Origin of the sequence: Streptomyces sp. NBC_01235 (assembly GCF_035989285.1) — a bacterium.
Lineage (GTDB): Bacteria > Actinomycetota > Actinomycetes > Streptomycetales > Streptomycetaceae > Streptomyces.
The window spans coordinates 9,991,774-10,008,902 of the sequence record NZ_CP108513.1; the positions used below are offsets into that span (position 1 = coordinate 9,991,774).

The window sequence follows — 17,129 nt, forward strand, 5'->3', positions numbered from 1 at the left end:
GTCACTCGAAGTGGCGGGAACTCGGTGCCACCCCCTTCCGACTACTGGTGCGTCACGGCTGGAAATCGTCCCCCAGCCGCCAGCCGCCAGCCGCCAGCCGCCAGCCGCCAGCCGCCAGCCGCCAGCCGCCAGCCGCCAGCCGCCAGCCGCCAGCCGCCAGCCGCCAGCCCTCAGCCGCCAGCCCCCAATCCCCAGCCGCCAGCCCCCAGCTGCCAGCCCTCAGTCCCAGCCCCCAATCCCCAGCCGCCAGCCCCCAGCCGCCAGCCCTCAGTCCCAGCCCCCAGCCGCCAGCCCCCAGTCCCCAGTCCCCAGCCGCCAGCCCCCAGCCGCCAGCCCCCAGTCCCCAGCCGCCAGTCCCCAGCCGCCAGCCCCCAGCCTCCAGTTCCAAGTCCTTGGTCCTCAGCCCCAGTTCCCAGCTTCCGGACCACTACCTCCGCCCCCCTTCCCCCTGACCCCGGAGAAGCCCGCCCATGTCCACCGCTCCCTCGACACCCCCCACTCTCGGCTCCGCTCGAGCGGGGGAACCCCCATCGGACGAGGCCCCGCAAGCAGCAGCCCCCGTGCCGAAGTCCCGCGGTCCGTGGGCCCCGTTGCGCCCGCTGGTCCTGCGACTGCACTTCTACGCCGGCCTGTTCGTGGCGCCGTTCCTGCTGGTCGCGGCCACCACCGGGTTCCTGTACGCCGGTGCGTTCCAGGCCGAGAAGCTCGTGTACTCCCACGAGATGACCGTCCCGGTCGGCGACACCGAGCTGCCGATCTCCGAGCAGGTGGACGCCGCGCGCAAGGCCCACCCCGAGGGCACGGTCTCGGCCGTCCGGCCCTCGCCGGAGGACGACGCCACGACCCGGGTGATGCTGTCCGGCGTCAAGGGAGTCGACGCCACCCACACCCTCGCCGTGTTCGTCGATCCGTACACCGGCGAGGTGCGCGGCGCGCTGGAGCAGTACGGCTCGACCGGAGCGCTGCCGCTGCGCACCTGGATCGACGAGTTCCACCGCGACCTGCACCTCGGCGAGAACGGCCGCCTCTACAGCGAACTCGCCGCGAGCTGGCTGTGGGTGATCGCGGGCGGCGGCCTCGTGCTGTGGTTCTCCCGCCGCCGCGCCCTGCGCAAGGTGCGCGGCACGAGTGGCCGGCGCCGCACGCTCGGTCTGCACGGCACCGTCGGCGCCTGGGCCGCGGCCGGCTTCGTCTTCCTGTCCGCGACGGGCCTGACCTGGTCGACGTACGCGGGCGCCAACATCGACGAGCTGCGCACCTCTCTCGGCCAGTCCACCCCGTCGGTCTCGGCGGCCGTCGTCGGCGGCGAGCACGCCGGTCACGACGCGGCCTCCGGCAGTGGCGGGGACGCCGAGCACGGCGTCGGCCTCGACAGGATCCTGGCCGCCGCGCGCGCCGAGGGGCTGGGCGACCCGGTCGAGATCGTCCCGCCCGCGGACGCCTCCTCCGCGTACGTGGTCAAGCAGGTGCAGCGCAGCTGGCCGGAGAAGCAGGACTCGGTCGCGATCGACCCGGCCACCGGCAAGGTCGTCGACGTGCTGCGCTTCGAGGACTACCCGCTGCTGGCCAAGCTGACGCGCTGGGGCATCGACCTGCACACCGGCGTCCTGTTCGGCCTGGTCAACCAGATCGCGCTGATGCTCCTGGCGCTGTCGCTGATCCTGTTGATCGTGTGGGGCTACCGCATGTGGTGGCAGCGCGGCCGTGGTTCCGCGTTCGGCCGCCCGATCCCGCGCGGCGCCTGGGCGCAGGTGCCGCCGTACGTCCTCGTCCCGTTGATGGCGGCGGTCGCCGTGGTCGGCTACTTCGTGCCGCTCCTCGGCATCCCGCTCGCCGGCTTCCTGGTCGTGGACATCGTCCTCGGGGAGATCGCGCACCGTCGAGGGCGGCGGGCGGCTGTCTGAGCCCGGCCGCCTGTCCGGGCCCGTCCCGCTCGGCGGGCCCGCGGCCTCGACGCCCGGCCCGCGGCCTCGACGCCCGGCCCGCGGAGCGTCGTCGCCGGTCCCGCCCGCGCCGCTCCGCCCTCGCAGCGGCGTGCGCAGGCGGGCACCGAAGCAGCGGTACCAGCGGTGGGCCATGAAGGCGGCGACCACCGGCATGCCGTAGCCGACGGGACAGCGGGACCTCGGAGTCCGGTCCGTCTCGAACCACCACATGTCTGCCTCCGTCGTCAGGCACAGCAGGACGAACGTCGGCCCGTGGACAGAGAAGTTCCAGTCCTCCCGGAAGGCCCAATCGTTGCGGCGTCGACGGGAGCGTGTGCTGCGCCAGCCGACCAGGAGGAAAGCCGACAGCAGGCCGGCGAGCACGGAGAAGAGCGCCAACGCGGTATGTGGCTCAGGGCGTTCGACACCCAGGGCCGGAGCCGTGAGCGCGTGGGGCCACGCGGATGTCACGGCTCCGGCTCCGTGCGAGCGGGGTGCCTCAGGCCTCGGGGAAGTCCCCCGTCAGCGCCGAGGCGAGGCGCAGATGGGGTCCCGCCTCCTCGTGCCGTCCCTGCCGCTCCAGGGTGCGGCCCAGCATCAGCCGCGCGTAGTGCTCCACCGGGTCGCGTTCGACGATCACGCGCAACTCACTCTCGGCGCGGCGGAGTTGGGCCGAGTGGTAGTAGGCGCGAGCCAGCAGCAGCCGCGGACCGGTCTGCTCCGGCACCCCCTCGACCAGACCGGCCAGCACCCGCGCGGCGGCGGCGTACTCCTTCGCGGCGAAGAACAGCTGAGCCCGCTCCCACCGCTCGGCCGGCGTTCCGTGGCCGTAGTACGCGGAGTCGTGCGTCGTCTCGTATGTCATGTCCACTCGTGACCTCCTTCGACGCCGACAACCGGACCTGGTGGTTGAATATTCCACCACCTGGGGTGGTCACCCGGGGGCGGCTACGGGGCCAGGGCCGCCAGCTCCGCGTCGGCCCGTTCGGTGATGTGCGCGAGGACGCGCCCGGCGGTCGCCAGGTCCTCCGGGGGGATCCCGGCGTAGATCCGGGCCGAGACCTCGCCCGTCTCTGCGGTGACCGCGGCGAACAGTTCGCGCCCGGCGTCCGTGGTGCTGATCAGCGGGCCGTCGGCCGACAGCAGCCCCTTGGCGAGCAGTGCGTCGACGGTGACGCGTACGTCCGCCGCCTCGACCTTGAGGGCCCCGGTGACCGCCTCGACGAGCGTGCCGAGGTCCAGCGGTCCGTCGGCGGTGACGGCGGTCCGCAGGGTGATCTGCTGCTGGAAGGTGACGCCGTGGCGGGCCAGGACGTGCTCCAGGACGGCGCGTCCCGCGTAGTGCGCGAGGCCTATGGTGCGGCCGCCGGCGGGCTGTGCGGTGGAAGTCATCACTACTCCTGAGGGGTTTCGTCGGTGAGGTCGAGTGTTACGTCGAGCAGGACCGCCAGTTCGCTCTTGAACGTGCGCGTCCGCGGGCTGTCCAGGCCGCCGAGCGGTTGCAGCAACTGCTCCAGCAACCCTTGGACCACCTGGACGGCCCGCCGTGTGACGTCCTGTCCCTGTTCGGTGAGTGCCAGTTGTACGGCGCGTGGGTCCCGGGGGTCACGGGTGCGTTCGATCAGCTCCGCGGACTCCAGGGCGCGCGCGAGCTTCGAGACGTAGAGCGGCTCGAGCCCGGTGTGGTCGGCGAGGCGGCGCTGGCTGGGGCGTTCGCCGTCCCGCTGCATGCCGTAGAGCGAGGCGACCAGGGAGTACTGCGCGTGGGTGAGACCGAGCGGGGCCACCGCCCGGTCGACGGCCACGCGCCACTTGGTCGACAGTCGCCACACCAGGAAACCGGGCGTGGCCCGTTCGGAACCCCTGCTCTCGCTCATGGGCGATACATTACATGGCTACTATGTCCATGGCTACTAAATTCTGTTCGTCGAGCATCCCCCTTGTGACTTCTCCCACCTGCTCTTGCCTGGCCGAGGAGCGCATACCTACGTTCGGTCGCATGTCCCCCGATGGCCGCGCCCTTCCCGACGAACCGGACGAACCCGCCGCAGTGAGCAGGCCTGCGGCCGACCGACCGGACAGCAGCCCCTTGGTCGAGCTGGCCGTCGACCTGAGCTCCCACGAAATGCTCCGGCGCGCCCATGTCCTGGACGCTCTCGGATCCGACTGGGACCCCATAGCCGCGCTGCGCGGCGAGGAAGCCGCGTACGAGCTGCTGTATTCCGGCCTCGACGCGGAGCAGCAGCGCGTGTACGACGAGCTGGTCTCGGCCGGAGTGCTGCCGCGGACAGGGGGCGGCCATGCTGCCCCTTGACCCGCAGGCCGACATCGGGCGTCGCGCCTGGGTGGCCTGCCCGAACTGCGCCGACCATCGCGGCTGCGCCCCTTGCGAGCAGGGGCGTACCTGCTCCGAGCACTGGCGCTACCTGCTCTCCAACGCAGGCAGCCTGCTCCACCTGCAGTGCCGGTCGTGCACCCACATCTGGACGCACGAGACCCATTTCGGTGCCACCCGCTCCCCGTGGCAGCGCATTACCAGCGGCCTACATCGCCGGTGATCGTTCACCGCGGCCGACTCGGTGAGCCGAGTCGGTGCCGCGGCGGCACCGGCCCGGTGAGGCCGGACGGCGGATCGACGCCCGCTTTCGGATGACCCCCCCTGTCTGTCGTCCGGGACGGCGGGCCGGCTTGGCCGAGGATCGCGGTCGGCGGCCATCCCTGCCTGCCGTTCGTCCGCCCGGAGGCAGCCGTGCACATCCTGATCCTGGCCAGCGCGTTCAACAGCCTCACCCAGCGCACCCACGCCGAACTGCGCGACCGTGGCCACACCGTGGCGGTGGAACTCGCCCTGCCCGGCAGCCCGTTGCCGGAAGCCGTGCGGCGGCACGCACCGCAGCTCATCGTGGCGCCGATGCTGAAGACGGCGATCCCCGAGGAAGTGTGGACGGCGTACACGTGTCTCGTCGTCCATCCGGGGCCCGTGGGCGACCGCGGACCGTCCTCCCTGGACTGGGCGATCCACGACGGCGTCGACCAGTGGGGCGTCACCGTCCTGCAGGCCGATGAGGAGATGGACGCCGGTGACGTGTGGGCCTGCGTCCCGTGCCGGTTCCCTCCGATGTCCAAGAGCGAGCTGTACCGGGGCGAGATCGCCGACGCCGCGCTCGAGGCCGTCCTGCTCGCCGTGGAGCGCTTCGCCGGGGGAACCCACGTACCGTGCAGGCAGGACGCGCCGTACACGGCCGACGTCCGCCTCCGCCCGCGCCCCTACCTCGACCAGAGCGTCCGGCGGGTCGACTGGACCGAGGACTGCACGCAGGACGTCCTGCGCAAGCTGAGGGCGGCGGACTCGCAGCCCGGTGTGCTGGACACGCTGCTCGGCGGCGAGTGGTATCTGCACGGCGGTCACCCCGAGAGCGTGTTGCGCGGCCGCCCGGGCGAGCTGCTGGCCACCCGCGCCGGGGCAATCTGCCGGGCCACCAAGGACGGCGCCGTGTGGATTTCCGAGCTGCGGCCCCGGCGCGGGCCCGGGCAGCCGCCCACGTTCAAACTGCCCGCCGTGCGGGCCCTGGGGGACCGGTTGCCGTCGCTGCCCGAGCACGCCCTGCCCCTGTTGTCCGAGGCGGGGCGCCGTACCTGGACGGACATCCGCTACCGGGAGGACGGCAACGTGGGCTTCCTGTCGTTCTCCTTTCCCGGCGGGGCCATGAGCACGGAGCAGTGCCGGCGTCTGCTGGACGCCTACCGGGAAGCGTGCGCGCGGCCCACGTCGGTGGTGGTGCTCGGCGGCGAACGGGACTTCTTCTCCAACGGGATCCACCTCAACGTCATCGAGGCCGCCGCCGACCCCGCCGCCGAGTCCTGGGCGAACATCAACGCCATCGACGATCTGGTCGAGGCGGTCCTGACGACCACGGACCGGCTCGTGGTCTCGGCGGTCGCGGGCAACGCCGCGGCCGGCGGGGTGATGCTCGCCCTGGCGGCCGACGAGGTGTGGTGCCGCTCGGGCGCCGTACTGAACCCTCACTACCGTCTGATGGGCCTGTACGGCTCGGAGTACTGGACGCACACCCTGCCGCGCAGGGTGGGTGCCGCGACGGCCGAACGGCTCATGCGTGAGGCTCTGCCGGTGAGCTCGGCGAGCGCACTGCGCCTCGGGCTCGTCGACCGGGTGGTCGACCGCGGTCCCGATGAGTTCGCGCGGGAGGTCGGCGGCCTGGCGGCACGCCTGGCGTCACTTCCGGCGACGGCGTCACGGATCACCGCGAAGAAGACGGAGCTGGACCGGCTGGAGAGCGTGACCCCGCTGGCCGGCTTCCGTGAGCGGGAGCTGGCCCGGATGCGCCGGGCCTTCGACGACCCGGACGCCCCGTATCACGCTCTGCGCCGTTCCTTCGTCCGCAAGGAGCGGCCCTCGTGCACGCCGCCGCACCTGGGTGTGCCGGCGGTTGCGCAAACCGCTCCGGTCCCCGGTGCCGCCGATGTCACCGGAACGGCCCTCCACAGCGTCACGTCACGGCCGAACGGCTGATACGAAGAGAGCCGAAGGTCGAAATGCAGGCCTTCATCCCTTACCTCCCCAGGAGGCGGTCCCATGACTGAGGCGACGCCGGGCACGGTGGGCGCTGTGGACGCAGGCGGCGCGCCCGCCGACGAGACACCCACGATCCACATCCTCTGGATCAACGCGGGGCTGAGCTGCGACGGCGACTCGGTCGCGTTGACGGCGGCCATGCAGCCCAGCATCGAGGAGATTGTGCTCGGCGTGCTGCCGGGTCTTCCGAAGATCGCCGTCCACTGGCCGCTCATCGACTTCGAGTGCGGTCCGGTCGGCGGCTCGGACACGTTCATCGAGTGGTTCTTCAAGGGGGAGCGGGGCGAGATCGACCCGTTCGTCCTGGTCGTCGAGGGCTCCATCCCCAACGAGGCGATCAAGCCCGAGGGTTATTGGTGCGGCTTCGGCGACAACCCGGAGACCGGTCAGCCGATCACCACCAGCGAGTGGATCGACCGGCTCGCCCCGAAGGCGCTGGCGGTCGTCGCCATCGGCACCTGCGCCACCTACGGCGGCATCCACGCCATGGCGGGCAACCCGACCGGCGCGATGGGCGTGCCCGACTACCTCGGCTGGGACTGGAAGTCCCACGCCGGCATCCCCATCGTGTGCGTCCCCGGCTGCCCGATCCAGCCCGACAACTTCTCCGAGACGCTCACCTATCTGCTCTACCAGGCGGCCGGCGCCGCTCCGATGATCCCGCTGGACGACAAGCTGCGCCCGACCTGGCTGTTCGGGGCCACCGTGCACGAGGGCTGCGACCGGGCGGGCTACTACGAGCAGGGTGAGTTCGCCCTGTCGTACGACTCGCCGAAGTGTCTGGTCAAGCTCGGCTGCTGGGGCCCGGTCGTCAAGTGCAACGTGCCCAAGCGCGGCTGGATGAACGGGATCGGCGGCTGCCCCAACGTCGGCGGCATCTGCATCGCCTGCACCATGCCCGGGTTCCCCGACAAGTTCATGCCGTTCATGGACGAACCCCCCGGCGCCAAGGTGTCGAGCGGCGCCAGCGAAGCCTACGGCGCCGTGGTCCGCAAGCTGCGGTCGATCACGGCCAGGACCGTCGACAAGGAGCCCAAGTGGCGCCGCACCGGAGACAAGATCACCACCGGATACCGACCCCCGTGGTGAGCGTCCGCGGCGCGTAGTCCGCTCCCTGCTTCGTGCACCCCCCCACACACACGAATTTCCCGCGCAACGAAGGGCACGGCACACAGATGGCACCGAAGACGAAGGCGGCCGGCGACGGCAGCGGCCTGGTGGAGATGGCCTGGGACCCGATCACGCGGATCGTGGGCAGCCTGGGCATCCACACGAAGATCGACTTCAAGCAGAAGCGGGTCGCGGAGTGCTACAGCACGTCGTCGGTCTTCCGTGGCTACAGCGTCTTCATGCGCGGCAAGGACCCCCGCGACGCCCACTTCATCACCAGCCGCATCTGCGGGATCTGCGGGGACAACCACGCCACCTGCTCGGTGTACGCGCAGAACATGGCGTACGGAGTGAAGCCACCGCACCTCGGTGAGTGGATCATCAACCTCGGCGAGTCCGCGGAGTACATGTTCGACCACAACATCTTCCAGGAGAACCTGGTAGGGGTCGACTACTGCGAGAAGATGGTCAGGGAGACCAACCCCGGCGTCCTCGAACTCGCCGAGCGCACCGAGGCCCCGCACGCCGCGGAGCACGGCTACCGCACGATCGCCGACATCATGCGTTCGCTCAACCCCCTCGAGGGTGAGTTCTACCGCGAGGCCCTCCAGGTCAGCCGCTACACCCGGGAGATGTTCTGCCTGATGGAGGGCCGCCATGTGCACCCCTCCACGCTCTATCCGGGCGGCGTCGGAACCATTGCCTCGGTACAGCTCTTCACGGACTACCTCAGCCGCCTGATGCGCTACGTGGAGTTCATGAAGCGCGTCGTGCCCCTGCACGACGACCTGTTCGACTTCTTCTACGAGGCGCTGCCCGGGTACGAGGAGGTCGGCCGCCGGCGAGTCCTGCTCGGCTGCTGGGGCGCGCTGAACGACCCCGAGTACTGCGACTTCACCTACGCCAACATGACGGACTGGGGCCGGCGCATGTTCGTCACGCCCGGCATCGTCGTCGACGGCAAGCTCGTCACCAACGACCTCACCGAGATCAACCTCGGCATCCGCATCCTGCTGGGCAGCTCCTACTACGAGGACTGGCAGGGCCAGGAACAGTTCGTCACCCACGACCCGCTCGGCAACCCGGTGGACCCGCGCCACCCGTGGAACCAGCACACCATCCCGGCCCCGCAGAAGCGGAACTTCGACGACAAGTACAGCTGGGTGATGTCCCCGCGCTGGTTCGACGGCAAGGACCACCTCGCCCTGGACACCGGCGGCGGCCCCATCGCCCGCCTGTGGTCGACCGCCCTGTCCGGACTCGTCGACACCGGCTACGTGAAGGCCACCGGTCACAGCGTGGTCATCAACCTGCCCCGCACGATGACCCGGCCCGAGACCAGCTTCGAGTGGAAGATCCCGAAGTGGAGCAACGCGCTGGAACGCAACCGCGCGCGCACCTACTTCCAGGCCTACACCGCCGCCGTCGCCCTGCACTTCGCGGAGAAGGGGCTGGAGGAGGTCCGGGCCGGACGCACCCAGACCTGGGAGAAGTTCGAGGTCCCGGACGAGAGCATCGGCGTCGGCTTCACCGAGGCGGTCCGCGGCGTCCTCTCCCACCACATGGTGATCCGCGACGGCAAGATCGCCAACTACCACCCGTACCCGCCCACGCCCTGGAACGCCAGCACCAGGGACACCTTCGGAACGCCGGGCCCGTACGAGGACGCCGTGCAGAACACGCCCATCTTCGAGGAGAACACCCCGGACAACTTCAAGGGCATCGACATCATGCGCGCCGTCCGCAGCTTCGACCCCTGTCTGCCCTGTGGTGTCCACATGTACGTCGGGGGCGGCAAGACCGTGAAGTCGATGCACGTGCCCACCGGCCTGAGCGGACTGGGCGGATGAGCGCGCCGACGGCGGCGCGAGCCGTCGACGCGGAACAGACCGGACGCCGTGTCGAGGAGGTACTGGACCGGCTGGCCGCGAGCGGCGACCCGGACGCCGCCGCGGCGGCGGAGGAACTCGTCCGGTCCCTCATGGACTTCTACGGCGCCGGCCTGGCCCGCATCCTCCACCTGCTGTCCTCCGCTCCCGGCGAAGCGCCGGCAGGACTGCTCGGCGACGAACTGGTCGCGAGCCTCCTCGTCCTGCACGACCTGCACCCGGAGGACCGCGACACCCGCATCGCCCGGGCCCTCGACACCGTCCGGGAACACGCCCTGGACGTCGTGGACTTCGACGAGGAGAGCGGCACCCTGACACTGCGGGCCCAGGAGGCCGGCGGCTGCGGTTGCGGCTCCGGCGCGAGCGCCCGGGAGGCCGCCCGGGCGGCGCTCGCCTGCTTCGCGCCTGAGGTCAGGGCCGTCGACGTACAGACCGCGCCCGCCGGGCCCGCACTCCTCCAGATCGGTACCGGGCCGACGCCGACGAGGACCCGGTGAGCGCGTCCCCGGCGCCCGCCCGGCATGCGCGCCCCTCCGGCCTGCGCAGATTCCTCTCCGAGCGTCCACCCCGGCCGGAGCGATGCGAACTGTGCGCGGTGGCCGTGGCCGAAGCGGACCACCGCCACCTGGTCGACACCGAGAAGCGCGCCCTGGTCTGCGCCTGCGCCGCCTGTGCGCTGCTGATGGAACAGCCGGGCGCCGCCGCGGGCCGCTTCCGCACGGTCCCGGCCCGCTACCTCACCGACCCCGGACACCGCCTCGACGAGAGCGCGTGGGAGGCGTTGCAGATCCCGGTCGGCGTCGCCTTCCTCTTCCGCAACGCGGCGCTCGACCGGCTGGTCGCCCTCTACCCGAGCCCGGCCGGAGCCACCGAGAGCGAACTCGAACCGGCCACGTGGACGGACGTCCTCGGCGGCAGCCGCCTCGCCGAGCTGCTCGAACCCGACGTGGAGGCGCTGCTGCTGCGCCGCACGGACGGCCGATGCGAGTGCCACCTCGTACCGATCGACATCTGCTACGAACTCGTCGGCCGCATGCGCCTGTTGTGGCAGGGCTTCGACGGCGGATCCGAGGCTCGCGCCGCTCTCGACGCGTTCTTCGTGGACGTCGCGCGACGCGCCCGGCCGGTGGACGAGGCGGTGCGGCCATGACGGAGTTCTCCTTCGCCTGCACCGGCGTCCGCGCCGACCGGTACGCCGCCGGACCGACCCTCGTCTTCCGGCTGCGCGTCACCGCCGCCGGCGACGCACGCGTGCACGCCCTCGCGCTGCGCTGCCAGATCCGTATCGAACCCGCCCGCCGGGCCTACGAGTCGGCCGAGGCCGGCGGGCTGGCGGACCTCTTCGGCGAGCGCTCCCGCTGGGGCAGCACCCTCCAGCCTGTGCAGTTCGCCCAGGTCTCGCTCATGGTCCCCGGCTTCACCGGAGAGACCGAGGCCGACCTCGTGGTGCCCTGCACCTACGACATGGACGTCGCCGCCACCCGCTACCTCACCGCCCTCACCGGCGGCGAGGTTCCGCTGCTGATGCTCTTCTCCGGCACGGCGTTCACCGGGGCCGGCGGTTTCCAGGTCGAGCCGGTCCCCTGGGACCGGGAGGCGGCCTTCCGGATGCCGGTCGCCACGTGGCGGGAGATGGTCGAGCAGCACTTCCCCGGGTGCGGCTGGATCCGGCTGCCGCGCGACACCATGGACGCCCTCCTCGCCTACCGCTCCCGGCACGCCCTGCCCTCCTGGGAGGCGACCCTCAAGGCCCTGCTCGACGGCAGCGCCGCCGCCGACCCGCCGGCGAGCGACCCGTTCCGCACGCTCACCGGCACCACCGGAAGGACCGAACCGTGACCGTGACCGCGTTCGCCCCCGAGACCGAGGAGCGGTTCGCCCTCGCCCGGCAGGTGGCCGACGCCGTCCTCTTCGAGGGCTACGTGCTCTACCCGTACCGCGCCTCGGCCGCCAAGAACCGGCTGCGCTGGCAGTTCGGGGTGCTCGTGCCGCCCGGCTGGGGCGCCGAGTGCGAGGAGCACGACTTCCAGCACACCGAATGCCTGATGGAACCGAAGGCGGGCGCGACCCTCTCGGTCGAGGTGCGTTTCCTGCACGCCCGACGGCGCACGGTGCAGCGGGCCCGCCCGGACGGCGGCTTCGACACCGTCGCCGAACTCCGCCTCGACGACCGGGTGCTGGTGCCCTGGGACGAGGGGAGCGAGGAGCGTGTCGAGGTGGTCGCGTCGGTGGACGAACTCCTCGGCGACGGCGTCACCCATCCCTTCCGACGTCCCGCTCGGGAGGACACCGCACCGGTCCTGGACGCGGCCGGCCGCACCGTCGGCCGAGTGGTCCGGCGGTGCGAGGAGATCAGCGGGACGGTCCGGCTGTCCGCCCGCGAACTCGACGGCCCCTACCGGGCCGTGCGCCTGACCGCCGTCGTCGAGAACGCCGGCGACTGGACGCCGCCCGAGGGCCGCGGCGCCGACCGGGACGCGGCGCTGCCGCGCTCCCTGGTCGCCACCCACATGCTCATGGCCCTCAGCGCCGGATCGTTCCTGTCGATGACCGATCCCCCCGAGTGGGCGAAGGGCGCGACCGCCGCCTGCCGCAACCTGCACACCTGGCCCGTGCTCGCGGGCGAGCCCGGCCGCGCCGACCTCGTGCTGTCCTCGCCGATCATCCTGGAGGACCATCCGGCCATCGCGCCGGAGAGCCCCGGCGCGCTCTACGACGCCACCGAGATCGACGAGATCCTCGCGCTGCGCACCGCGGCCCTCACCGACGAGGAGAAACGCGAGGCCCGGGGCACCGACGAGCGGGCGGCCGCCGTGATCGAGCTGGCGGACTCGATGCCGGCCGAGGTGCTGGAGCGGCTGCACGGGGCGGTACGGAGTCTGCGCGAGGTCACCGGCCGGGGCCCCGCCGCCCCGGACGGCGGCTTCCCCGACGAGTACGGGGTGCAGCGGCCGGACACCCCCTGGTGGGACCCCGCGAGCGAAGCGGGCTTCGACCCGGCGCGAGACCGTGTGGTCGTGGACGGCCGGTCGGTGGGCCAGGGCAGCCGTGTCGAGCTGCACCCGGGCCTGCGTCGCACCGACGCGCAGGACATCTTCCTGCGGGGCCGCACCGCGAAGGTCGAGGCCGTGCTGCACGACGTCGACGGCGGCGTGCACCTAGCGGTCACGGTCGAGGGCGACCCGGGCGCCGACATCCGCCGCGAGCAGGGACGGTTCCTGTACTTCCAGCCCGACGAGGTCACACCGCTGGAGGACGACGTATGAACCTTCCCGCGCGGACCGCTGCACGGACTCTGGTGGCGGGCATCGGCAACATCTTCCTCGGAGACGACGGCTTCGGCGTGGAGACCGCCCGCCGGCTCGCCGAGCGCGATCTGCCCGGACACATCGAGGTCGTCGACATCGGGGTGCGCGGAGTGCACCTCGCCTACCAGCTGCTGGACGGCTACGACACCCTCGTCCTCGTGGACGCCACGGCACGCGGCGAAGCCCCGGGCACGCTGTACGTGATCGAACACGACGTCGGCGGCGAGAGCCCCTCGCCCGGCGCCGCCGCGCTGGACGGCCACCGGATGACCCCCGACGCCGTCCTGGCGCTGCTGGGCACCCTGTGCGCCGGGACCGGCGGCGAACCGCCACGCCGCGTCCTGGTCGTCGGATGCGAACCGGCCTCGGTGGACGAGGGCATCGGTCTCAGCGCGCCGGTGTCCGACGCCGTACCGGAGGCCGTCCGGCTGATCGAAGAGCTGCTGTGGGACGGCGAGCCGTCCGTGGGGCAGGCCTCAACCGCTGAGGCCTCGACATGAGGAGAGACGGATGAAGAAGATCGTCATCGGTGGAGCGGCCCTCGCCGCCATGGTCGCCGTCTTCGCCGAGGTGCTTCCCGACCTCAGGCGCTACCTGCGGATCCGACGGATGTGAACCGTGGGCGCCACCCGGTGTGCCGCGCGTTGCGTCGAACGGCGTACCTGCCGGCCGGTGACGGCGTGCCGGTCCGCGCGACCCGGGTGTGCGCGCCTCTAATGAAGCCCGGCGGAGGCAGGCCGCGGAAGGACGGAGTCCCATGCACGAGATGTCCGTCGCGCTGGCCGTCGTCGACCAGGTGGCAGAGGCCGCCGAGCGGGCCGGTGACGTCACGGCCGTGCGATCGGTACGGCTCCAGGTCGGCGAACTGGCCGGCGTCGTACCCGATGCGCTCGCCTTCTGCTTCGAAGTGGCCTGCGCCGGAACCCTGCTGGAAGGCGCCGAGCTGGTCACCGAAGCGGTGCCGGGGCGGGCCCGCTGCACGCCCTGCGCACACGAATGGGCCGTCGGCATGCCGCCCCGGCTGACCTGCCCCCTGTGCGGCGGGACGCGTACCGACCTGCTCGCGGGCCGGGAACTGCAGATCCTCGACGTGCACTGGGAGGACGGCGGCCCCCCGCACGCGCCCACCCGCGAACCGATCTCCGAGGAGCGCTGAACCATGTGTCGTGTCGTCGACCTGCGGCAGGCCGTACTCGCGAAGAACGACCTGAGCGCCCACGAACTGCGCGCTCACCTCGCGGCTCGAGGCACCACGGTCGTCAACCTGCTGTCCAGTCCGGGCAGCGGCAAGACCGCACTGCTGGAGCGCGAACTGCTGCGGGCACGGGAGCGGTCCGTGCCCGTCGCGGCGCTGACCGCCGACCTCGCCACCGAGAACGACGCGGCACGCCTGGCGCGTTCGGGCGTCCCGGTCAAGCAGGTGCTCACCGACGGGCTGTGCCATCTGGAGGCAGGGATGCTCGCCGGACACCTGGACGGGTGGCTGCCCGACGACACCCGGCTGCTGTTCGTGGAGAACGTCGGCAACCTGGTCTGCCCTGCCTCCTACGACCTGGGGGAGACGCTGAGGGTCACCCTCGCCTCCGTGACGGAGGGCGAGGACAAGCCGCTCAAGTACCCCACCGCCTTCGGCCTCGCCCACCTGGTCGTGGTCACCAAGACCGACATCGCGCAGGCCGTCGAGTTCGACGAGGCTGCGTTCCGCGCGAACGTGGAGCAGGTCAACCCCGGAGTCGAGGTGGTCCTGACCTCGGCACGCCGCGGGCAGGGAGTCGGCGCCCTGCTCGACCGGGCGCTGGCGGCCGCGGACGGCACACCCGTGCACTCGCCGGTCATGGCCCGGCCGCCCCGTCACCACGGTCACACCCACGCGCACACGGAGGCCACCGGCACGATGGCCCACACCCACTCGTGAGCGGTCCGCAGGCCCCGGCCGCCACCGCCGAGAACACTCCGCTGCGCCGCCGGGTCACCGTCCGAGGAGTGGTGCAGGGCGTGGGCTTCCGGCCCTACCTGTACGGCCTCGCCACCGAACTCGCCCTGGCCGGACACGTGACCAACACTGCGGAGGGCGTCGTCGTGGAGGTCGAGGGCGCCGCCTCGGCCGTCGCCGGCTTCTGCGACCGGATCGCCGCCCAGGCACCCCCGCTGGCCCGCGTCGAGTCCGTCCACCACCAGGAGATGCCTCCCGTCGGCGGCACCGCGTTCACCATCCTCGCCTCCCGCACCGACGGACCGGCCCGCACCCTGGTCAGCCCGGACTCCGCCACCTGCGCCGACTGCCTCGCCGAGCTGGCCGACCCGGCCGACCGGCGGTACCGCCACCCGTTCGTCAACTGCACCCACTGCGGCCCGCGCTTCACGATCGTCACCGATGTGCCGTACGACCGGGCCAACACCACCATGGCCGGCTTCGCGATGTGCCCGGACTGCGCCCGGGAGTACGAGGATCCCGCCGACCGCCGCTTCCACGCGCAGCCGGTCGCCTGCCCGGCCTGCGGACCGCGTCTGCGGCTGCTCGTCGCCCAGCGGTCCGGGCTCAGGAGTGTCGAGGAGGCGGACCCGGTCACCGAGGCACGCACACTGCTGAGCCGGGGTGCGATCCTCGCCGTGAAGGGGCTGGGCGGCTACCACCTGGCCTGCGATGCCACGAACCGGTCGGCGGTCGCCCTCCTGCGCCGCCGGAAGGCGCGCGGGGACAAGCCGTTCGCCGTCATGGCCAGGACCGCGGACGACGTCCGGCACCTCGTCCGGCTGAGCCCCGAGGAACGGAACCTGCTCGAAGGCCGGGCCAGGCCGGTCGTCCTGATGAGGCGGCGTCCGCACCCGTCGTACGCCACCGGGGACTCGGGGCCCGCCGAGGCCGTCGCGCCCGGCAGTCCCGACCTCGGCGTGATGCTGCCGTACACGCCCCTGCACCATCTGCTGCTCGGACTGCCCGGCGACCCGGACGGCCCCCCGCTGCTCGTCATGACCAGCGGCAACGTGTCCGGTGAGCCGATCGTCACCGACGACACCGAGGCGCTGGAGCGGCTCGCGCACCTGGCCGACGCCTGGCTCACGCACGACCGGCCGATCCACGTCCCGTGCGACGACTCCGTGGTCCGCGTCTGCGACGGGGAGCCGCTGGTGATCCGCCGCTCCCGTGGCTACGCCCCGTTGCCGGTCTCCCTCCCGCTGCCCGTGCGGCCGGCCCTCGCCGTCGGCGGAGACCTGAAGAACGCCTTCTGTCTGGGAGCGGGCCGCCGCGCCTGGCTGTCGGCGCACATCGGTGACATGGACGACGTCGGTACGCAGCGGGCCTTCGAGCAAGCGGTTGCGCAGTTGGAGTCCATTACCGGGGTACGGCCCGAGAGCCTGGTGTCCGACCGGCATCCCGGCTACCGCTCCGCCCGGTGGGCCGACCGGAACGCGGCCCACCGGCCCGTCGTGCGCGTCCAGCACCATCACGCGCACGTCGCCGCCGCGATGGCCGAGCACGGGCTGGACGGCACCCGGCCGGTGATCGGCGTCGCCTTCGACGGCACGGGCCACGGCGACGACCGAGCCGTGTGGGGCGGGGAGTTCCTGCTCGCGGACTACGACCGCTTCACCCGGTTCGGGCACCTCGCGTACGTCCCGCTGCCCGGCGGCGACGCCGCCGTACGCCGGCCGTACCGCATGGCGCTGACCCATCTGAGGGCGGCCGGGATCGGCTGGTCCGACGACCTGGCCTGTACCGCCGCCTGCCCGCCCGACGAACTCCGCCTTCTGGAACGGCAGTTGGAGCGCGGCCTGAACTGTGTCCCCACGTCCAGCATGGGCCGGCTCTTCGACGCCGTGTCCTCTCTCGCCGGGGTGTGCCACCGGGCCGGATACGAGGCACAGGCCGCCGTCGAGCTGGAGGGCGCGGCTCTGCGCGCGCCCGCCGAGGACACCACCGCGTACGCCTTCGCCGTTCACGCCTCGGAGGAGAACGGGGGCGGCGTCGTACGGGCCGATCCGGCACCCGTGCTCGCGGCGATCGTCGGCGACCTGCGCGCGGGGATCGAGCCGGCCCTGGTCGCGGCGCGCTTCCACCGGGGCGTGACCGGGCTGGTGCACAGGATCTGCGCGCGGGCGCGAGAGCGGTACGGGCTGGACACGGTCGCCCTGACGGGAGGCGTGTTCGCCAACACGCTGCTCTCCTCTGCCTGTGCCGCCACCCTGCGCGAGGACGGCTTCACGGTCCTGCGGCACCGCCTGGTGCCGCCCAATGACGGCGGCCTGGCGCTGGGCCAGCTGATGGTGGCCGCCCGCGCCACTCCCACTCCCACCGACTGAG

At 72.2% G+C, this 17,129-nt stretch carries 18 protein-coding genes; 15 read left to right on the plus strand and 3 right to left on the minus strand.

All coding sequences use genetic code 11. The features are described 5' to 3' along the window. Window positions 1–470 precede the first annotated feature (470 nt). Window positions 471–1,904, plus strand: a complete 1,434-nt coding sequence (locus tag OG289_RS44835; RefSeq protein WP_327319761.1) for a PepSY-associated TM helix domain-containing protein — start codon at window positions 471–473, stop codon at window positions 1,902–1,904. A 520-nt stretch (window positions 1,905–2,424) separates the two neighbouring features. Here OG289_RS44835 and OG289_RS44840 read toward each other — a convergent pair. From OG289_RS44840 to OG289_RS44850, 3 genes are all read right to left on the minus strand, one after another. Then, window positions 2,425–2,790, minus strand: a complete 366-nt coding sequence (locus tag OG289_RS44840) for a tetratricopeptide repeat protein (RefSeq protein ID WP_327319762.1) — start codon at window positions 2,788–2,790, stop codon at window positions 2,425–2,427. A gap of 83 nt (window positions 2,791–2,873) precedes the next feature. Then, window positions 2,874–3,317: a MarR family winged helix-turn-helix transcriptional regulator gene (locus OG289_RS44845; RefSeq protein ID WP_327319763.1), complete on the minus strand. Its 444-nt coding sequence runs from the start codon at window positions 3,315–3,317 to the stop codon at window positions 2,874–2,876. A 2-nt stretch (window positions 3,318–3,319) separates the two neighbouring features. Beyond that, a complete protein-coding gene (locus tag OG289_RS44850; protein WP_327319764.1) occupies window positions 3,320–3,802 on the minus strand; it encodes a MarR family winged helix-turn-helix transcriptional regulator in 483 nt (160 codons plus the stop codon). Between the two features lie 122 nt (window positions 3,803–3,924). Between OG289_RS44850 and OG289_RS44855 the strand changes: the two genes are divergently transcribed. From OG289_RS44855 to hypF, 14 genes are all read left to right on the plus strand, one after another. After that, window positions 3,925–4,239: a DUF6400 family protein gene (locus tag OG289_RS44855; protein ID WP_327319765.1), complete on the plus strand. Its 315-nt coding sequence runs from the start codon at window positions 3,925–3,927 to the stop codon at window positions 4,237–4,239. Beyond that, window positions 4,226–4,483, plus strand: a complete 258-nt coding sequence (locus OG289_RS44860; RefSeq protein ID WP_327319766.1) for a hypothetical protein — start codon at window positions 4,226–4,228, stop codon at window positions 4,481–4,483. The genes OG289_RS44855 and OG289_RS44860 overlap by 14 nt, the downstream gene beginning before the upstream one ends. A gap of 191 nt (window positions 4,484–4,674) precedes the next feature. Next, window positions 4,675–6,456 (plus strand): enoyl-CoA hydratase-related protein, encoded by a 1,782-nt coding sequence (locus OG289_RS44865; RefSeq protein ID WP_327319767.1) that lies wholly within the window; start codon window positions 4,675–4,677, stop codon window positions 6,454–6,456. Between the two features lie 63 nt (window positions 6,457–6,519). After that, window positions 6,520–7,608, plus strand: a complete 1,089-nt coding sequence (locus tag OG289_RS44870) for a hydrogenase expression protein HypE (RefSeq protein ID WP_327319768.1) — start codon at window positions 6,520–6,522, stop codon at window positions 7,606–7,608. Window positions 7,609–7,694: 86 nt separating this feature from the next. Continuing rightward, window positions 7,695–9,479, plus strand: coding sequence for a nickel-dependent hydrogenase large subunit (locus tag OG289_RS44875; RefSeq protein ID WP_327319769.1), 1,785 nt, complete (start codon window positions 7,695–7,697; stop codon window positions 9,477–9,479). After that, window positions 9,476–10,015, plus strand: coding sequence for a hypothetical protein (locus tag OG289_RS44880; protein ID WP_327319770.1), 540 nt, complete (start codon window positions 9,476–9,478; stop codon window positions 10,013–10,015). The genes OG289_RS44875 and OG289_RS44880 overlap by 4 nt, the downstream gene beginning before the upstream one ends. Further along, window positions 10,012–10,668 carry a DUF5947 family protein gene (locus OG289_RS44885; protein WP_327319771.1) on the plus strand — a complete coding sequence of 219 codons (657 nt, stop codon included), beginning with the start codon at window positions 10,012–10,014 and terminating at the stop codon, window positions 10,666–10,668. Before OG289_RS44880 ends, OG289_RS44885 begins: the two co-directional genes overlap by 4 nt. Then, window positions 10,665–11,357, plus strand: a complete 693-nt coding sequence (locus tag OG289_RS44890; RefSeq protein ID WP_327319772.1) for a DUF6084 family protein — start codon at window positions 10,665–10,667, stop codon at window positions 11,355–11,357. The genes OG289_RS44885 and OG289_RS44890 overlap by 4 nt, the downstream gene beginning before the upstream one ends. Then, complete coding sequence (locus OG289_RS44895; RefSeq protein ID WP_327319773.1) at window positions 11,354–12,784, plus strand: hypothetical protein; 1,431 nt, start codon at window positions 11,354–11,356, stop codon at window positions 12,782–12,784. Before OG289_RS44890 ends, OG289_RS44895 begins: the two co-directional genes overlap by 4 nt. After that, on the plus strand, window positions 12,781–13,326 hold the full coding sequence (locus tag OG289_RS44900; RefSeq protein ID WP_327319774.1) for a hydrogenase maturation protease: 546 nt from the start codon (window positions 12,781–12,783) through the stop codon (window positions 13,324–13,326). Before OG289_RS44895 ends, OG289_RS44900 begins: the two co-directional genes overlap by 4 nt. Before the next feature lie 10 nt (window positions 13,327–13,336). Next, window positions 13,337–13,441 carry a DUF6893 family small protein gene (locus OG289_RS49885; RefSeq protein ID WP_442819039.1) on the plus strand — a complete coding sequence of 35 codons (105 nt, stop codon included), beginning with the start codon at window positions 13,337–13,339 and terminating at the stop codon, window positions 13,439–13,441. A 142-nt stretch (window positions 13,442–13,583) separates the two neighbouring features. Continuing rightward, the gene (gene hypA / locus OG289_RS44905; RefSeq protein ID WP_327319775.1) at window positions 13,584–13,982 is read left to right on the plus strand and encodes a hydrogenase maturation nickel metallochaperone HypA; all 399 of its coding nucleotides are present in this window, start codon (window positions 13,584–13,586) and stop codon (window positions 13,980–13,982) included. A gap of 3 nt (window positions 13,983–13,985) precedes the next feature. Next, window positions 13,986–14,741 (plus strand): hydrogenase nickel incorporation protein HypB, encoded by a 756-nt coding sequence (hypB, locus tag OG289_RS44910; protein WP_327319776.1) that lies wholly within the window; start codon window positions 13,986–13,988, stop codon window positions 14,739–14,741. Further along, window positions 14,738–17,128 (plus strand): carbamoyltransferase HypF, encoded by a 2,391-nt coding sequence (gene hypF / locus OG289_RS44915; RefSeq protein ID WP_327319777.1) that lies wholly within the window; start codon window positions 14,738–14,740, stop codon window positions 17,126–17,128. Before hypB ends, hypF begins: the two co-directional genes overlap by 4 nt. Window position 17,129 lies beyond the last annotated feature (1 nt).